At 64.7% G+C, this 18,584-nt stretch carries 13 protein-coding genes; 7 read left to right on the top strand and 6 right to left on the bottom strand.

What is annotated here, in order from left to right; genetic code table 11:
* Nucleotides 1-178: 178 nt before the first annotated feature.
* The 4 genes from L2I41_RS04620 to L2I41_RS04605 all read right to left on the bottom strand — a co-directional run bounded on the left by L2I41_RS04620 (nt 179) and on the right by L2I41_RS04605 (nt 6,346).
* The gene (locus L2I41_RS04620; RefSeq protein ID WP_237152350.1) at nt 179-697 is read right to left on the bottom strand and encodes a dihydrofolate reductase; all 519 of its coding nucleotides are present in this window, start codon (nt 695-697) and stop codon (nt 179-181) included.
* The gene (locus L2I41_RS04615; RefSeq protein ID WP_237152349.1) at nt 694-1,179 is read right to left on the bottom strand and encodes a GNAT family N-acetyltransferase; all 486 of its coding nucleotides are present in this window, start codon (nt 1,177-1,179) and stop codon (nt 694-696) included. The genes L2I41_RS04620 and L2I41_RS04615 overlap by 4 nt, the downstream gene beginning before the upstream one ends.
* Before the next feature lie 23 nt (nt 1,180-1,202).
* On the bottom strand, nt 1,203-4,877 hold the full coding sequence (locus L2I41_RS04610) for an AsmA family protein (protein WP_237152348.1): 3,675 nt from the start codon (nt 4,875-4,877) through the stop codon (nt 1,203-1,205).
* Nucleotides 4,878-4,939: 62 nt separating this feature from the next.
* On the bottom strand, nt 4,940-6,346 hold the full coding sequence (locus L2I41_RS04605) for an FAD-binding oxidoreductase (RefSeq protein ID WP_237152347.1): 1,407 nt from the start codon (nt 6,344-6,346) through the stop codon (nt 4,940-4,942).
* A 192-nt stretch (nt 6,347-6,538) separates the two neighbouring features.
* On the opposite strand from L2I41_RS04605, the gene L2I41_RS04600 reads away from it, so the two are divergent.
* From L2I41_RS04600 to ligA, 3 genes are all read left to right on the top strand, one after another.
* Nucleotides 6,539-7,423 (top strand): TraB/GumN family protein, encoded by an 885-nt coding sequence (locus tag L2I41_RS04600; RefSeq protein WP_237152346.1) that lies wholly within the window; start codon nt 6,539-6,541, stop codon nt 7,421-7,423.
* A gap of 207 nt (nt 7,424-7,630) precedes the next feature.
* Nucleotides 7,631-8,446 carry a TraB/GumN family protein gene (locus tag L2I41_RS04595; protein ID WP_237152345.1) on the top strand — a complete coding sequence of 272 codons (816 nt, stop codon included), beginning with the start codon at nt 7,631-7,633 and terminating at the stop codon, nt 8,444-8,446.
* Between the two features lie 115 nt (nt 8,447-8,561).
* Entirely contained in the window at nt 8,562-10,718 is a 2,157-nt protein-coding gene (ligA, locus tag L2I41_RS04590) for an NAD-dependent DNA ligase LigA (protein WP_237152344.1), read from the top strand.
* A 98-nt stretch (nt 10,719-10,816) separates the two neighbouring features.
* Here the strand turns inward: ligA and L2I41_RS04585 are convergent, their stop codons facing one another.
* Entirely contained in the window at nt 10,817-11,440 is a 624-nt protein-coding gene (locus L2I41_RS04585) for a glutathione S-transferase family protein (protein ID WP_237152343.1), read from the bottom strand.
* Nucleotides 11,441-11,694: 254 nt separating this feature from the next.
* Between L2I41_RS04585 and L2I41_RS04580 the strand changes: the two genes are divergently transcribed.
* The gene (locus tag L2I41_RS04580; RefSeq protein WP_237152342.1) at nt 11,695-12,159 is read left to right on the top strand and encodes a thioesterase family protein; all 465 of its coding nucleotides are present in this window, start codon (nt 11,695-11,697) and stop codon (nt 12,157-12,159) included.
* A gap of 35 nt (nt 12,160-12,194) precedes the next feature.
* Here the strand turns inward: L2I41_RS04580 and L2I41_RS04575 are convergent, their stop codons facing one another.
* Nucleotides 12,195-13,874: a methyl-accepting chemotaxis protein gene (locus tag L2I41_RS04575; protein ID WP_237152341.1), complete on the bottom strand. Its 1,680-nt coding sequence runs from the start codon at nt 13,872-13,874 to the stop codon at nt 12,195-12,197.
* 507 nt (nt 13,875-14,381) lie between these two features.
* Here L2I41_RS04575 and L2I41_RS04570 point away from each other — a divergent pair.
* The 3 genes from L2I41_RS04570 to L2I41_RS04560 all read left to right on the top strand — a co-directional run.
* Nucleotides 14,382-16,709 (top strand): ATP-dependent helicase, encoded by a 2,328-nt coding sequence (locus L2I41_RS04570; RefSeq protein ID WP_237152577.1) that lies wholly within the window; start codon nt 14,382-14,384, stop codon nt 16,707-16,709.
* Between the two features lie 537 nt (nt 16,710-17,246).
* The gene (locus tag L2I41_RS04565; protein ID WP_237152340.1) at nt 17,247-17,732 is read left to right on the top strand and encodes a DUF2380 domain-containing protein; all 486 of its coding nucleotides are present in this window, start codon (nt 17,247-17,249) and stop codon (nt 17,730-17,732) included.
* A 170-nt stretch (nt 17,733-17,902) separates the two neighbouring features.
* Nucleotides 17,903-18,584, top strand: a 682-nt coding sequence (locus L2I41_RS04560) for a 50S ribosomal protein L11 methyltransferase (RefSeq protein ID WP_237152339.1), incomplete at its 3' end; no start/stop codon positions are given.

Raw genomic sequence — 18,584 nt, 5'->3', positions numbered from 1 at the left:
TTGTTTCATTGGCCGCCGCCGATGTGAACGGCAAGCTCCGCAGAAATGTCAGACGCTTATAGGCATTGAAGGCTGGGCCATCAACGAGAAGCGGCACATTGCAGCGCATTTGGTAACGGAGCGCTTTCCAATCAACCCGGAGAGAGGCTTTTTTGTGCCGCAACACGCAAAAGACGCTTCAGATTCGCTCCCAGACCTCAAAGGTAGCATCTGCGCTGTCGCGTTCGGTGCGAACCATGGGCTCGGACGACACGCGGCGCCAGACGGCCGGGTCGATGGCGGGGAAATGTGTGTCCCCGTCCGGAGAAGCGTGAACGCGCGTCACATAGAGGCGATCGGCCCGATCGATGGTCGCCGCATAGAGCGTGCCGCCACCGCCAATGAAATACTCGTCCAGCCCCTCACGGAGGGCGATATCGCGCGCGGCCGCGATGGCAGCCTCAAGGCTCGGATGGACGGTGGCGCCCTCGACGGCATAGCCTGGATCGCGCGAGACGACGAGATTATGCCGCCCCGGCAAGGGCTTGCCGATGGAGGCAAGCGTCTTGCGGCCCATCACCACGGGCTTGCCGAGCGTGGTGCGCTTGAAGAAGCGGAGATCGGACGACAGGCGCCAGGGCATGTCGCCCTCGTGGCCGATGACGCCATTGTCGCCAACGGCACCGATCAGCGACATGCGGGGAGCTCTTTCGGTCATCGGGCAGCCTCCGCGAGTTTGGCGAGCGCCGCGCCTGTCAGGCGAACCGGCAGCCAGCCGTGATTGATGTCGGCACCCTGGGCGCGATAAAAATCGATCGCCGGGGTGTTCCAGTCGAGCACCGACCATTCGAAGCGGCCGAGCCCCTCGTCGACGCAGCGGCGGGCGAGCGCGGCCAGCAGCGCCTTGCCTGCCCCCACGCCGCGATGATGCGGATCGACGAACAGATCCTCAAGGTAAAGGCCGTGGCGCCCCAGGAAGGTCGAGAAATTGTAGAACCAGATGGCAACGCCGGCCACCTCACCTTCAACCAGTGCCAGTTCGCAGAAGACGCGTGGGGCGTCGCAGAACAGCGCATCGCGGAAGGACCGCGGCGTCGCCTCCATGAGATGCTCCAGCTTCTCATAGACCGAGAGCGCCTCGACGAAGGCAAAGATGGCGTCGGCATCCTCGGGCCGCGCGGGCCGCGTCGTCACATGCATGTGGAAAGTCCCCTGCTCGGCCCTCACGGCGCCGAAGTCGTGCCGCCCGGCGGCGGGCCGACGTTGACGCCGGGGAGCGGCGGCAGCTTGCTGCCCGGTGCCGCCGGCTGGTGCTTCTTGAGATCGTTGAGGATCTGCGTGGCGAAATCGTCCGTGCCGTTGCCGGCCGCCGCCTTCTTGCCGTCGGCTGGCGGCGGCGCCTGCTCCTCGAGCGCCTTGCGCGCGGCGGCTTCCGCCTCCGATCGCGCCTTGGCTTCGGCGGCAAGGCGGATGTCGTGGGCCAGCGCCTCGCGATCGCGCTGCACGGTGCGGGTGAGCAGCTCGCGCTCGAGAATGTCGGCCTGCATCAGCAGCACCCGCTCGGTTTCCTTTTCCAGATTGCGGATGCCGAGATAGGAGGTGAGCGCCGTGACGTCGATCTTGCGGCGCGGCGTGTCGAGCGGACCGGAGAACAGCACCGACACCTGCGGCACGGCACCACCGCTGACGGCGAAATCGGCGGCGTTGGGCGCAAGGCGCCATTCGCTCTGCAGGCTCATGTGCGGCAGGTCGACCGTGGCCGAAGCAGAGGTCTCGGAGGCCCCGCCCTGGACGACGATGCTCGGTGCGCGCAAGGTACCCGAAGTCAGCGTGAAGGTGGCGTCGAGCCGGCTGAAAGCGAGATCGCCCACGTCCACATTGTCCTGGAACAGCTGGCGGATCGCGTCGTCGCTGAGCTCCTTGCCGCTGTCGGCGGTGCGCACCACCGACGAGAAGGCGCGAGTGTTCATGGAGGCGATCGAGCCATCCTCGATCGCCACGCTGCCACCGCCCGAAAGCGACGCCATCCAGCCGGCAATGGTGCGGCCGGTGGCATTGACCTGCGCATCGATGCCGAGGCGACCGCGCGCCACGGGGCGACCGTCGCGCTGCCAGACCAGTTCGTCGGTGCTGGCGCCGGCAAGCTTCAGCGTGCCCGACAGGGCGGCGGAGCCGTCAAGATCGCTCTTGATCTCCAGATTGCCGCCGAGGTCGCCGCCAGCCAGTTTGGCGGAAATCCCGTCGAAGGCGATGCCGGACGCCGAGGAGCGCAAGGACAGGCGCGCGTCATGGGCGGCAAGCTGGTCGCTGATGGACAGTTCGGTGAAGGCGAGCGACAGGTCTGTGTCGAAGCCGTCGAGCAGCGCGTTGCCGAAGGGCGCTTCCGGCCAGGGGCTGCGGCTTTCGACGATCGGGAAGTCCAGCACGCCCGGCCCGAGAGCCGCCTCGGCCAGCGAAGCAAGCGACGCGCTGTCGAAGGCGAGATTGCCGGAGAGCACGGGCACATCCGCCGAGCGGTCCAGCACCAGTTCGCCGCTGAGCGGCACGTCGGACGCCTTGCCGGTGAGCCGCTGGATGCGGAGCTTGCCGCCGACATTGGAAAGATGGGCGGAGATATCCACGGGCGTCGTGGCCATGACGCCCTGCATCACGTTGCCCGTGAGCGCCAGCAGCGGGCCGACGTCGGGCGACTTGAGATCGAGGTCGAGTTCGGCGGCCGGCTTGGCATTGCGTTGCAGGGTGACCGAGCCGTTGAGCTTGGCGTCGGTCGGCCCCATGCGCACGGTGGAGACGACGGCAAGGCCATCCTTTGGCTTGCCCATGGCCGACACGGTGAGACTGCCGACCCCGGCCGCACCGACCTTCGGCACGTCGAGACCGAACTGCCGCATCAGATCGGCGCCGTCGGGACCATTGACGTTGAAGTCGAGCGAGACATTGGCGGCGTCCCAGCTGTCCACCCGTCCGGTGAAGGCGAGATTACCGGCCAGCGTGGTCGACGCCAGATTGCCCTTGGCCTCCAGGCGGACATCGGTGCCCTCGCCCGCTGCCTTGGCGAGCACGGTTGCCTCAAGCGACACCGGCGACAGGAAGGGGGCCGCCGCAGTCAGGAAAGGCGCGACGCGCGCATCGGGCCAGAGGCCATGCACGAGATCGGCAACGCCGTCCATCTTCTCGGCCGACAGGCGCAGCTGCACCGAGCCGTCGGGCACGGTGGAAATATTCTTGACGGTGCCGGCCATGGAGACGCGCGCACCGGCCAGCGAGCGGACGAACAGGCGATCGATATCGAGCGTGCCGTCCACCAGAGAGGCGGAGACATCGAGCCCCTCGGCACTGGCGTTACCGGCGATCAGGCTGCCGACGGCCGCCTGCAGCACCACGTCGGGACCGGCGCCGTCCTTGCCGTCTGTGCCGGCGAACAGGCCCGACACGGCCTCGACCTGCGCTTCGTCGAGCCGATCGGCTTCGAGTGACAGCGTGATGCGCGGACGCAAGGCAGCCGGGCCACCGGGCAGGAAGCTGAGCGCACCGGTGAGCTTGCCGTCCTTCTGCGAGGCGACGATCTGGTTGAGCGACAGGCCTTCGGCAGAGGCTTCCATGCTGGCGCTGAGCGAGAAGGCGTCGAGCGCCGTCTTGGCATGGGCCGGATACCACCAGGACACCAGCGTCGACGGCTGATCGGAGGCCAGCTTCATGTCGCCGTGGAACGAGACCGCCGGCTGGGTGTCGAGCCGGCCATGCGCGGCGAGCGAGGTATGCCCCGGCAAGGTGGCTTCCAGCGTTTCGATGGTCCAACCGCGCGACGCCGAGGTGACGTCGAGTCTCAGATCCGACATCACCGAGCCGCCGACGACCACGCCCGGGACGTCGAAACCGATCCGGCCGGCGATCGGAGGCACGGGCAGATCGGACAGGGTGGTGCTGAGCGCCGACAGCGCCCCGGTCAGATCGACCGGCGCATCCGGCCCGCTGCCAAGCGTGCGATCGAGATCGATCTGCCGCGCCGACAGCACCGCATCGAAGCTCGGCGTTTCCGCCTGCAGGTCGAGCGTGGCGGCGCCGCTCATGCTGAAGGGACGATCCTCGGCGCCATATTGGAACTGCAGCGACTTGGCCAACACCTGGGCGGAGCTGATCTCCAGATCGGCATCCACATTCCATGGCAGGGTATCGCGATCATCCTTGGCGATGACGCGGTTGAGCGTGCCCTTGCCCTTCCAGATCGGCCGGCGGTCCTTGGTCTCGACGGCGCCATCAAGCGCCAGCAGCACCGGGCGGTTGTCGGGGACAATGGTTCCCTTGAGCGGCACGCGGCCGCTTTCGTCACCCGAGCCGGTGGCGGCCTTGACGGTATAGCCATCGCCATCGACCTTCAGCGTGCCGTCGACCTTGTAGGGGCCGAGCAGCGACCGCGCGTCCAGGCGGGCATTGACGTCGGTGATGCGGACCGGCGCCGTGCGCCGCGCATCGTCAACCGTGAGCGAGCCGTCCTCGATATCCACCTTGTTGAGGATCACCTTGCCCGGATCGATCTGGGTGCGTCCCTGGGCCGGAATCCACTCGACGGTGCCATCGCCGGCGATGCGCACGTTGAGCTCGGGCTTGACCACGTGCATCTCGGTGACGCGGAACTCGCCCGAGAGCAGCGGGAACAGCTCGATTTCCATGTTGAAGGCGCCGACGGTCATCAGCGGCGCCTTGGGATCCTCGCCGATCACCACATTGGTGAAGGTCAGCGTCGGATAGGGCAGGAGGCGCGCGTCGGCCGTGCCACGAACGGACACCGGATGTCCCAGAATGTGACTGGCTTCGGTTTCGAAGGACGCGCGATAGGCGGTCCAGTCGATGAACATCGGCCCCAGCAATGCGGCGAGCAATGCCAGGATAATCGTCACACCGATGCCGAAATACAGCGAATTCAGGGTCTTGGCTCCGTTGTCTCTTCACCCGCTGGCGGTCAGGCCGGCGGGATGATCTTGCCTGGGTTCATGATGCCATCGGGATCGAAGGCTGCCTTGATCGAGCGCATCAATGCAAGAGCCGCACCATGCTCGCGCTGCATATACTTCATTTTGCCCTGCCCGACACCATGTTCGCCGGTGCAGGTGCCGCCCATATCGAGCGCGCGCCAGTTCAACCGTTCGACGAAGGCATCGACGCGCGCCGTCTGCTCGGCATTGGCCGGATCGCACATGACCTGAACGTGGAAGTTGCCGTCGCCCACATGGCCGACGATCGGCGCAAACAGGTCGGAGGTGGCAATGTCTTCCTGCGTGGCGACGATGCAATCGGCAAGCTGCGAGATCGGCACGCAGACGTCCGTGGCGGTGACCTTGAGGCCGGGCCGGGCCGCGATGACGGCCCAATAGGCGTCATGCCGCGCCTGCCACAGCCGCGTCCGCTCTTCCGGATTGGCAGACCAGCGGAACGGGCCACCGCCGAACTCGTCGACGATCGCGGCGAAATCAGCCACCTGCTCGGCTACGCTCGCCTTGGTGCCATGGAACTCGACAAAGAGCGTCGGCACATCCTTGAGGGCGAGCTTGGAATAGGCATTGCAGGCCGCCACCTGATCGGCATCGAGCAGCTCGATGCGGGCAACGGGAATGCCCGACTGGATGGTGGCAATCACCGCGTCCGCCGCGGCCTTCACGCTGTTGAAGGGGCAGACGCCGCCGGCGATCTCCTGCGGAATGCCAAAGAGCTTCAGCGTGATCTCGGTGATGATGCCGAGCGTGCCCTCGGCGCCGACGAAGAGGCGCGTCAGGTCGTAACCGGCGGCGGACTTCTTGGCCCGCGAGCCGGTATGGATCACCTCGCCGGTCGCCGTCACGACCGTCAGCCCCAGCACAAGGTCCTTCATCGTGCCATAGCGCACCGCATTGGTGCCGGAGGCGCGCGTGGAGGCCATACCTCCGATTGAAGCATCGGCTCCGGGATCGACGGGAAAGAACAGGCCGGTGTCGCGCAGATATTCGTTGAGGCGCTTGCGCGTCACCCCGGCCTGAACGGTGCAGTCGAGATCATCAGGGGCGACACGCAGGACCGCGTTCATGCGGCTGAGATCGATCGAGATGCCGCCCAGCGGGGCATTCACATGCCCCTCGAGCGAGGTGCCGGTGCCGAAGGCGATGACGGGAACCTTGAGTTCGGCGCAAACCCGGACGGTGGCCACCACATCGGCGGTCGAGAGCGCAAAGACAACGCCATCCGGCGCCTGGGTGGGAAGGCGCGTGGTCGTATGGCCATGCTGCTCGCGGACCGCAGCGGACCGGGAGAACCGGTCGCCAAACATCACAGACAGACGCGCAACCGCGTCAGCAATCGCTGCCTCGTTCCTCGGGCCGAAGGTGACCTCATCCATGTCGGACGTCCGTTATGACCGCGCCCCGCCTGCACGCCGCTCTGCTCTAGCAAATCGGACGGCAACAGAAAAACGAATTATCTTCTGGTTAACCGCCCTCACGCAAAGATTGCGTTCCCCCGGTGCCATATTGAAGCGGTCCGGACACAGAAAGGCAATCGAGGGGAACTACACGTCTCCCTCATGAGACCCATGCTGCAAGCCCTCCTCCGCCATATCGCCGCCGCTGCGCTGGCGGTGACCTTCTCGATCGCGCCTGCCCTTGCCGATCCGGCCATGTGGGCCGTGCACAAGGGCGACATCACCGTCACGCTCTTCGGTTCCATGCATATGGTGCCGCCGCGGACCGACTGGATGACCGACAAGCTGGAAGCCAGCCTGCTGGCCAGCGACAAGGTCTGGTTCGAGACCGACGTGTCGGGCAGCACCAGCCTCCTGCCCATGGTCATGGCCGTGATGGCCACCAAGCCTGCCTTCCTGGTGCGCGACGTGCTGACCGAGGCGGAGCTGGAGCGGGTTGCAACTGCAGTCCAGCCGCTGAACATCTCCAAGGACACCATCGGTGCGCTGCCGCCCTGGTTCGCCTCGCTGATCCTGATGCAGCGGCAGGCCAGCATGGCCGGTCTCACCTCCGGCGGCCCGGAAGCCGTGCTGGGCAGCCGGGCCAAGAATGACGCGATTGCCGAAGATTTCTTCGAGAGCAACAAGGAACAGATCGATCTGTTCGCCGGCGAGGACCGGCAGTCGCAGACGCTCATGCTGCATCAGATCATGGATGCGATCGAGCGCAAGGACACGACCGTCACCGACCTGCTCGGCCTGTGGCTGGCGGGCGACGTCGAAGGGCTCTGGAAGCTGATGGTCGCCCAGGACGACCTGTCCGACCCCAAGCTCTACGACCTGTTCCTGAAGGCCCGGAACCGGAAGTTCGCCGACGCCGTCGACGCCCTGCTCAAGGACGAATGCGCCTGCAAGCGCAGCCATCTGGTGGTGATCGGCGCGGCCCATCTCGCCGGCCCGGACAGCGTGCAATCCATGCTGGCCGCCAAGGGATATGCGATCGAGCGCGTCCAATAGAAACGAGCGCCATTGCAGCGTGCGTCTGGCTACCGAGAATGACGAAGGCACATGCCGAAACTTGCAGGAAATACACCAATCGGTAGCATATTCCTGAGATGATCTGGAAGTTTAGTCAGATCAAATTCGGGAATACATATGTATTTTCGGCACAAAATCCTCCGAATTTTTTTCATTTTATTGACCCTGGCCCTGTGGCAATGGCCGATGGCCTTGCCGTCATTTGCCCAGCCGGCCCTGTGGCTGATCAGTCGCGGAGGGACAAAGGTCTACCTCTTTGCCAATGTGGACAGCGTGCCGCCCGAGACCAACTGGGCCACCGACAAGATCACCAAGGCCTTCGAGGACAGCGACGAAATCTGGTTCGAGCACCCGCTCCTGGCTCCGGCTGCCCTGTATGCGGAGGTCAAGAAGGTCGGCTCAAGCAATTCGGTGGAGGCGACAAGCACCCTGATCGACGGCGACCAGTTCGCGAAGATCGAGGGCGCTGTGCGCGCGTCGAGCCTGCCACACGACGCCATGGACGACTTGCCGCCCTGGGCGCTGGCGACCATGATCCAGATGGACTTCATCGCACGATCCGGCCAGGGACCGGATGCCGTCGACGCCAGGATCCTGAACTGGACGCAGAAGCGGTCCAAGAAGGTGCATTACTTCAATCAGGTGAACTATCTCTGGTCCGGCCTCGCCGAGCAGTCGAGCGAGTATCAACTGCTGATGCTGTTCGAGACCGCCGACGCGCAGCCCAACTTCGCCAGCCAGCAGCAGGAAGCCTTCGACGCCTGGATTCGCGGCGACCTGACCCTGATGGCCAAGGCCGCGCGCAACTCGCTCAACTGGAACCTGCCGCTCTACAAGCAGATCGTTCTCGACCAGAACGCCCGCTACGAGGACTATATCCGCCGGCTCCTCGATGGCGAGGGCACCCAGTTCGTCTCGCTGGGCTACAAGCAGGTGATCGGCGCCGGTGGCGTGTTGAAGCGCCTGACCGACGACGGGATCATCATCGACCGCCTGCAATAGCGCCCGCTCGCAGCGCTGCTGCCAGCAGATGACATCTTCAGAGGATTGACTGCCGTCAGAGCTTGCGTCCCTCAGCGGCTTGCGCTGTAAACGTCGCACCGAGACGGAGATGAAGATGGCACGGACGGACAAGGGCATCCCGGTGGACCAGTTGACGCCCATTGAGGCCGCCGCCGAGCTTGCTGAACTGGCGCGCGAGATCGCCCACCATGACGCGCTCTACCACGGCAAGGACGCGCCGGAGATCTCCGACGCCGACTATGATGCGTTGCGGGCCCGCAACCTCGCCATCGAAGCCGCCTTCCCCGATCTCGTCCGCGCAGATTCGCCATCGAAGCGCGTCGGCGCCGCCGTGTCCGAAGCCTTCGGCCAGATCACCCACGCCAAGCCGATGCTGTCGCTGGACAATCTGTTCACCGACCAGGACCTCACCGATTTCGTCGAGCAGGTGCGTCGCTTCCTGGGCACCAGCGAGACGCCGGCCTTCACGGCCGAACCCAAGATCGACGGTCTCTCCATGTCGCTGCGCTATGTGGGCGGCCGGCTTGTGAGTGCTGCCACGCGCGGCGACGGCACCACGGGCGAGAATGTCACCGCCAACATCCTGACCATCTCCGAGATCCCGCGCACACTGCCCGCCGACGCGCCGGAGACGGTGGAAGTGCGTGGCGAGGTCTACATGGGCAAGGCCGATTTTGCTGCCCTCAACGCCCGCATGACCGCAGAAGGCGGCAAGGTATTCGCCAATCCGCGCAATGCTGCCGCCGGCTCGCTGCGCCAGTTGGATGCCACGGTTACGGCCAAGCGGCCTCTGCGCTTCTTCGCCTATGCCTGGGGCGAAGTCTCCCGTCCCATTGCGCCGACCCAATACGAGACCGTCCAGGCCTTCGGCCGCTGGGGCTTCAAGGTCAATCCGCTGATGGTGCGCTGTGGGACGGAGGCCGACCTCTTGGCCCACTATCGCCACATCGAGGCCATGCGCTCGAGCCTCGACTATGACATCGACGGCGTCGTCTACAAGGTCGACGACCTCGCCCTGCAGGAGCGCCTCGGCTTCCGCTCGCGCTCGCCGCGCTGGGCCACCGCCCACAAGTTCCCCGCCGAACGGGCCACCACCATCCTGCGCGACATCGAGATCCAGGTGGGACGCACCGGCGCGCTCACCCCCGTCGCTCGCCTCGATTCGGTGACGGTGGGCGGCGTCGTCGTCTCCAATGCGACGCTGCATAACGAGGATTACATCAAGGGCATCGGCCAGGACGGCCAGCCGATCCGCGAGGGGCGCGATCTCAGGATCGGCGACACCGTGGTGATCCAGCGCGCCGGCGACGTGATCCCGCAGATCGTCGACGTTCAGGAAGACGAAGACCGGCCCAACCGCCCGGCCTATGAGTTCCCGCAACTCTGCCCGCGCTGCGGCAGCCACGCCGTGCGCGAGCACAACGAGAAATCCGGCAAGCTCGACGCTGTGCGCCGCTGCACCGGCGGCCTGATCTGCCCGGCGCAGCAGGTGGAGAGCCTCAAGCATTTCGTCGCCCGCAATGCCCTTGACATCGAAGGGCTCGGCGACAAGCAGATCGAGTTCTTCCACGCGCTTGAGGATCCCAACCTGTGGATCCGCACGCCGGCGGACATCTTCACGCTGGAACGGCGCGAAAGCCTCGGCCTCGCAAGGCTCGCCAACATGGCCGGCTTCGGCGCGACCTCGGTGCGCAAGCTGTTCGACTCCATCAACGCCCGCCGCGCCATCGCCTTGCACCGGCTGATCTTCGGCCTCGGCATCCGCCATGTGGGCGAGACCACCGCCAAGCTGCTGGCACGCGCCTATGGCACCTGGCCCCATTTCGCCGAGGCCATGCAGGCGGCCGGCGACCGGATGTCGGACGCCTGGACCGAGCTCAACGCCATCGACGGGATCGGCGAGGTGGTGGCGGAGGCGGTGACCGATTTCTTCGCCGAGGAACACAACCGCGCGGCGCTGGCTGCCCTGCTCGCCGAGATCACGCCGGAGGCCGCCGAACAGCCGGTAGCAACCGACAGCCCAGTGGCCGGCAAGACCGTGGTCTTCACCGGCTCGCTGGAAAAGATGACGCGCGACGAAGCCAAGGCCACCGCCGAACGCCTCGGCGCCAAGGTGGCCGGCTCGGTGTCCAAGAAGACCGACCTGGTGGTGGCCGGCCCGGGGGCAGGATCGAAGCTCACCAAGGCAAGCGAACTCGGTATCGAGGTGATCGACGAGGACGCCTGGCTGGAGCGGATCAAGGGGCTGTGAGGGGCGTCAGCGCGCTGCTCGGCGGCATGCCGCTCTGCGCTGGATGATCGACCGAAGGACGGCGAAGGGCCGCCCGCCGGCGGAGGCGAGGCTTCAGGTCACTTCACCGGCATGAGGTCCCACGGTCCCTTCCAGCCGGGAAGGTCTGCCAGCCTCCTGGTCCAGGCATCCCAATGGGGAAACTCGGCGGCGCGGTCCATGCCGCTCGGCTCGGTGTAATAGGCATAGCCGGCCAGCGAGAAGTCCGCGATGGTCGGACGCCCGCCGACGAGCCACTTGTCCTCAGCCAGATGCTTGTCCACGACAGCATAGGCAGCCCGTGCGCGTCCCCGCAGCCAGGTCGTCAGCTCGGTTTCGCCCGTGTTCTTCAATCCGTAGAGGAAGCGCAGGGTCGCGTAGTAGCTGGTGAACTTGTGATTGTCGAACAGCGTCCAGCGCAGGATCTCGCGGCGCTCCTGCGCCGAGGCCGGACCGAACTTGCCGGTGACTTCGGCCAGATAATCCAGGATGACGCCGGACTGGCTGAGCGTCTGGCCGTCATGCTCAAGCACCGGCGCCTCGCCCATTTCGTTGAGACTGGCGCGCCATTCTCCGGTCTGGGTGGCGCCAGCGAAATAGGGGACGAATTTCGGCTCCCAGTCCACGCCACACAGCTCAAGCATCAGGGCTGCCTTGTAGCTGTTGCCGCTTTCCCCAAAACAATGAAGTACGAAATCGGGCATGTCCTCACCTCCTTGGCGTGTCTCCAGACGATCGCATGAGCAAAGACCGGCCTCCAATGCAAAGTGTTGCTTGGTGCCATCGCTTTTTGTGATTGCAGGTAAATCACTTGGGCCAAAGTGCCCGTTGAACCGGAGGCGAACTGTCCAGTAGGCTCGCTTGAAGTCGGCAGAGCGACAACGCCGTTCGACACGCCTTGCATGAAACAAAGTTCCAGACGTTCAAAGTCCCGCCACCTCACGGAACCCTCCCCGCAATGCCCAAGCTTCACACCATCGACCCCAGCTGGATCGACTATAACGGCCACCTCAATGTCGGCTATTACGGCGTGCTGTTCGATCGGGCGCTGGACGACGCCTTCGAAGATATCGGCCTTGGCGCAGCGCATCGAGCGGCGGGCGGGCATACGTTTTTCGTGGTCGAGAGCCATATGCGCTATCTGGCGGAAGTGGCAGCCGACCGACAGCTTGCCTTCTCCACCCGCATTCTCGCGCTGGATGCCAAGCGGGTGCATGTGTTCATGGAAATGCGCGACGCCATCGACGGCACGCTCAACGCCACCTCGGAACAGATGCTGGTGTCGGTGAGCCTTGCCACGCGCAAGGTGGAGGCGATGACACCCGAGGAAAGCGGCCTCATCGAGCAGGCGATGCGCCGGACGGCGGACGAGCCGCTGCCCTTTCACGCGGGCCGCAAAATAGCGATGCCGGCGCCTCGCTGAGGACACCGGCATCGGCAAGGGTGGAAAGGCAGCACTCAGGCCGCGCGCAGATCCTGCACGAAGCCTTCGACGGTTTCCTTGAGATCCTGCGCCTGCTGCGACAGGTTGCGGGCGAGGCCCATCAGCTGGCCGGACGCCGTGCCCGTCATTTCGGCAGCGGCACCGACACCGGCGATGTTGCCGGTGACGACGGCGGTTCCCTCGGCAGCGCGCTGGGTGTTGGCAGCAATCTCGCTGGTCGCCGCGCCCTGCTCTTCAACGGCGCCGGCAATCGCCGAGGCGATTTCCTTGACGTTGGAGATGGTGCGCACGATCTCGGTGATCGAACCGACGGCCACATCGGTGGCCTGCTGCATCTCGCCGATCTTGTGCGAGATCTCGTCGGTTGCCTTGGCGGTCTGCGAGGCGAGCTGCTTGACCTCCTGTGCAACGACGGCAAAGCCCTTGCCCATCTCGCCGGCACGTGCCGCCTCGATGGTGGCATTGAGCGCCAGAAGGTTGGTCTGGTCGGCAATCCCCTTGATGAGATTGACCACATCGCCGATCGCCGACGCCGCATTGGCGAGGATGGCGATGCGGGAGTTGGTGGATTCGGCTTCCTGGAAGGCCGTGTCCGCGACCTTTGCCGAATGCACCACCTGGCCGTTGATCTCGCGGACGGAGGCGGCGAGCTCTTCGGCGGAGGCGGCAACGGTCTGCACATTCTCAGACGCCGTCTCGGCGGCATAGGCCACCGCCTGCGCCTGCTTCGAGGTCTCGTCGGCGGTGGAAGAGAGATGGGTGGCAGCGCCGGACACTTCCTCCGACGATCGCAGGAAGGCTTCGACCAGCGCGCCGACGCGGCTGTTCAGGTCTTCGGCGGTGCGCACGCGTTCCTCACGGGCACGGCGGGCAATCTCCGCATCGCGCTCCACCTGCGCGGCACGATCGACCTCGGCCTGAGCCAGCGAGGCGCGGAAGCCATCGACGGCACGGGCCATCACACCCACTTCGTCATGGCGGGCGGCACCGTAGACGGACAGGTCATAGTTGCCGGCGCTGATGTCCTGAATGGCATTGGTGAGACGAGACAGCGGACGAACGATGCGCAGGAAGGCAAAGACGATACCGCCCACAGCCAGCAGCAAGCCGACGACAATCGCACCGACACCGGCCATGGTGACACGCTGATAGAGCGCCATGGAATCGCGATAGGCCGCCGCAGCGCCCTGATCATTCAGGGCGATGGTGTCGAGCAGGGTCTTGGTGGCCGTGTCGAACAGGGGGCGCATGTCGACGCTGAACAGCTTGGACGAAGCGTCCCTCAGCTTCTTGCGCGACAGGTCGAGCAGTTGCTTGTGCGCGTCGGTATACTGTGCCCAGGTGGTCTCGAAGAGGTCGAGCTGCTTGATCTCGTCTGGCGACGTGACCAGCGGCCGATACTTGGCAAGCGCATCCTTGATCTGGTTGTTGACCTTGGTCATGATGCCCTCGGCCTTGGCCTGATCGGCCGCCGAGGCGGCGATGATGTGCGACCCTTCCGCGGCGCGGAACGTGGCAATCATCGTGTTGAGCGTGTTGGCCTGCTCGACGCTCGGCAGCCACTTGGTCGCCATGGCGCCAACATTGGCATTGATGTCCCCGGTCATCTTGAGCGCGACCAGGCCCTGCAACAGCACCATGGCCGCCAACGCGCAAAGAAGGGTCAGCAAGGATGTCTTGATTGTCAGTTTCATGTTGGCTCCTCCGAGCCGCCTCACAGAGGTGAACTTGAGCCTCGAAGGTCAAGTTGGCCTCGGATCCATCCATATTACCGGTGGCAACACCAGCACCGCCGATATCGGACCATGGAAGCATTTAGAAAGAGTTATATTTTCACAACCTGAACAGTTCAAAATCAGGTCATAGAAACAAGACCTCATGAAACATGTTTCGGAGCGGCGCGAAACATATCAAGGAATGAATCAATCAACTTGAATGCAGTGTTTTCCTTGTTCATGTTCAGGACCGCCTTGGTAGACACAGGCCGTGCTCTATGGATATCAACCAAGGCAACGGACGAGCGTCCAGTTGATCTACAGGCACCGGCTCAGTCTTGCGCACACGAAGTCCTCAACCTCTCCGGTATCGCGCAGGCGCGCATGTTGCTATATCGTTCTGCAATGACGACTTCAGAGAATCAGTGGAAGAACGCCGTGTCGAGTTTTCAAGCCCCGCCGTCCGAAGGCATTGCAGCCCGCGCCATGGCGGCGCGCCAAGGGGGCGCGGACTATCTTGCGAGGATGAATCCCGAGCAGCGGGAAGCGGTTGAGAGCCTCGACGGCCCGGTGCTCGTGCTGGCCGGTGCCGGCACCGGCAAGACGCGCGTGCTGACCACGCGCATCGCCCATATCCTCGCGACCCGGCGCGCCTTCCCCTCGGAAATCCTGGCGGTGACCTTCACCAACAAGGCCGCCCGCGAGATGAAGGATCGTATCGGCCAACTGGTCGGCGGCGCCGTCGAGGGCATGCCCTGGCTTGGCACCTTCCACTCCATCGGCGTGCGCATGCTGCGCAAGCATGCGGAACTCGTCGGCCTCAAGAGCAACTTCACCATCCTCGACACCGACGACCAGATCCGCCTGATCAAGCAGCTGATCCAGGCCGACGGCATCGACGAGAAGCGCTGGCCGGCCCGCCAGTTCGCCGGCGCGCTCGACGGCTGGAAGAACAAGGGCCTGCGGCCGGCCGACATTCCGGAAGGCGAAGCCCGTGCCTATGTCAACGGCCGCGGCCGGCAGCTCTATGCCGACTATCAGGCGCGCCTCAAGGTGCTGAACGCGGTCGACTTCGGCGACCTGCTGCTGGAAGCGGTGACGCTGCTCAAGCAGAATCCGGATGTGCTGGCCGACTATCACCGCCGCTTCAAGTTCATCCTTGTCGACGAATATCAGGACACCAACGTGGTGCAGTATATGTGGCTGCGCTTGCTGGCCCAGGGCTCGCACAACATCTGCTGCGTCGGCGACGACGACCAGTCGATCTACGGCTGGCGCGGTGCCGAGGTGGACAACATCCTGCGTTATGAACGCGACTTCCCGGGCGCCAAGGTGATCCGGCTCGAGCGCAACTATCGCTCCACCAGCCATATCCTGGGCGCGGCGTCGCATCTGATCGCCCACAACGAGGCGCGGCTCGGCAAGACGCTGTTCACCGATCTGGTGCCCGACGAGGAAGAGGCCAAGGTGCAGGTCGCCTCGGCCTGGGACTCGGAGGAAGAGGCGCGCTCGATCGGCGATGAGATCGAGCGCTTTCAGCGGCGTGGCACCAATCTCAACGAGATCGCCATCCTGGTGCGCGCGTCCTTCCAGATGCGCGAGTTCGAAGACCGCTTCATCACCTCGGGCGTGCCCTATCGCGTCATCGGCGGCCCGCGCTTCTATGAGCGGGCGGAAATCCGCGACGCGCTGGCCTATTTCCGCATCGTCATGCAGCCGGGCGACGATCTCGCCTTCGAGCGCATCGTCAACACCCCGCGTCGCGGCATCGGCGACACCTCGGTGCGCACGCTGCACGATTACGCCCGCCGGGAGGGCGTACCGCTGACCGAGGCGACACGTCAGCTGGTGGCCACCGAAGAGTTCAAGGGCAAGACGCGCCTGGCGCTCACCGATTTCCTGGCGCAGGTCGACCGCTGGCGCGACCAGTTGCACGCGATGAAGCATACCGAACTCGGCGAGCTGATCCTCGACGAGAGCGGCTACACCGCCATGTGGCAGAACGACCGTTCGGCAGAGGCACCGGGGCGGCTCGAGAACCTCAAGGAACTCATCCGCTCCATGGACGAGTTCGAGAGCATGGAAGGCTTTCTCGAGCACATCTCGCTGGTGATGGACCGCGACAGCGGCGAAGAGCAGGAAGCGGTGTCGATCATGACGCTGCATTCGGCCAAGGGCCTGGAGTTCGACACCGTGTTCCTGCCGGGCTGGGAGGAAGGCCTGTTCCCGCACCAGCGCGCGCTGGACGAGGGCGGCCGCTCCGGCCTCGAGGAAGAGCGGCGGCTCGCCTATGTGGGCCTGACGCGCGCCAAGCGGCATTGCCTGATCTGGTTCACCTCCAATCGCCGCATCCACGGCTCCTGGCAGTCGTCGATCCCCTCGCGCTTCCTCGACGAGCTGCCGACCGCGCATGTGGAGATCAAGGAGAGCGGCAGCGCCTATGGCAGTTCCTTCGGCCGCTCCAATCCCTATGGGCAATCGCGCTTTGATTCTGTGGAACGCTTCCAGAGCAAATACGAGACGCCTGGCTGGCAGCGGGCGCAGAAGGCCGCGCAGTCGGCCCCGCGCAGCAGCGGTGGCGGCTTCGCCTCCCCCAAACAGGCGAGCTATGGCCGCGGCGCGAAACTGATCGAGGGCGAACTGATCGCCAAGTCGGTGGTTTCGGGCAGCGCCAAGTTCGACAAGGGCGATCGGGTCTTTCACGTGAAGTTCGGGCCGGGCAATGTGGCGTTGGTGGACGGCAACAAGATTACCGTCGACTTCGACAAGGCCGGCCAGAAGCGCGTGGTCGACAGCTTCCTCGAAAAGGCGTGACGAGCTTTTGAAATTTCCGCGGGAACGCGCTATATTCGGAGTGTCGGGCGGAGTTGGCGCTCCGCCCGACGTTTTGCTTATCTCTTGAGCTCGATCCGGACGGCTATCGACCAGCCCGTCCGGGTCTTCCTCAAGGTAAGCGTGAAGCTCCACGGCGTTAACCGCATCGCATCACCTCCGTGACATCAGAGCCTGTCGCGAAATACTACTGGCGTGGCCATCTGGCTTCGATCCCTGCGCTTCCGGTGCTCACGAACTTTGAGTTCGCTCCGCTCCGGTCCTCGAAATCATCGCCATCTGCCGCACGCCAGCGTATTTCGCGACAGGCTCAAAGGCGAGGCTGTGCCTGTTTCCAGCCGGGGAAGCCACTTCCCCGGCGACGCCTCCGGTCGCGGCGTCATTCTGCTTCCACCTGAAATCGGTTGATCTTCTCAAAGTTGCGACGGATTGCAAGTGCACGGGGACCTGTTGCCGCGCGTGTGTTCGGCGGCGGCTGTGCTAGATTGCTGGCCGAGATCCAGATTCGAGGCCGGTTCCATGCGTCCATTTCTTCGTGCGAGCGCCTTTGCGCTTTCCTGCCTGATTGCCTCCGCCCTGCCCGCTGCGGCCAAGCCGCTGATGGCGATTGCCGAGATCACCTATGCCGATACCTCCGGCGAGCCGGCGTCGACAGCAGGTGGCCATGGGCCGCGCCTCAAGGCGCTGGCCACGCAAGTGTCGGGAGCCCTGTCCAAGTCCGGCCTCTACGATACGAAAGTGGTGGCGCGCGCCAATTGCGAGGACTGGAGCGCCAAGTGCTATGGCAAATGGGTGAAGCAGACCGGCGGCAACCTGATCATGGTGGCCACCGTGCTGAAGACCTCGACGCTGATCAGCCACATGTGGGTCGGCATCTTCAAGTCGGACGGCACCACGCGCATCTTCTATCGCGACCTGCAGTTCCGCGGTGACACGGCGGATGCCTGGCAGCACGCCGGCGACTATCTCGCCGACGAGATCCTCAAGGCAAAGCCCGGATTGTAAGGCTACTGGACAATGCGGCGCCCGGGTCCTATTGGTCCGGGCAACTCAGCCTTAAGTAGGCAATCGCTGACAAGCCAGCGAATGCCAGCTTAAAACCTTTTGTTTCAGCAGAGTTTTTGTCCCAGAACCGGTAACCACTCATGGGAAACTCTGCTTAGCCGGAAACCGTCATGCAGCAATATCAGGTCCGCATCCTCGCCGATCAGGAAGAAGCCGAACGCATCGCCACCCTCATGGAGGCCGCCTTCGAGGAAGAAGGCCCCGTATCCTGGTTCGAGCATGACGGCGCCTGGGCGATCGACGGCTGGTTCTTTGCCGAGAGCGCTGAAGCCCTGGAAGCGCGCGTGCGCGATTGCCTCGGCTCGGACGCCTTCGGCGCGCCGCTGACCGTCACCGAAGTGCCGCAGGACGTGGACTGGGTGGCACTGAGCCTTGAAGGCCTGAAGCCGGTCGTCGCCGGAGACTTCGTGGTCTTCGGCGCCCATGACAAGGACAATGTCGATCCCAAGCTGATCGGCCTGCAGATCGAAGCCAACCAGGCCTTCGGCACCGGCCATCACCCGACCACCTGGGGCTGTCTCGAAGCCCTGTCGGAACTCCTGGGGACGATGAGCTTCAAGCGCGTGCTGGACCTGGGCTCCGGCTCCGGCGTGCTGGCCATCGCCGTCGCCAAGAAGACGGGCCGTGTGGTGCTGGCCTCCGACAACGACCCGATCGCCGTGGAGATCGCCGCCGAGAATGCCGAGATCAACGGCGTCAAGGGCCTGATCGACGCCATCGTCGCGGAAGGTTTCGAGCATGCGGACTTGAAGGCGGCGCCCTTCGACCTGATCGTCGCCAACATCCTCGCCA

This window comes from Oryzibacter oryziterrae, from assembly GCF_021864535.1.
Taxonomy (GTDB): domain Bacteria; phylum Pseudomonadota; class Alphaproteobacteria; order Rhizobiales; family Pleomorphomonadaceae; genus Pleomorphomonas; species Pleomorphomonas oryziterrae.
This window is presented reverse-complemented; position numbering and strand designations above follow the sequence as displayed.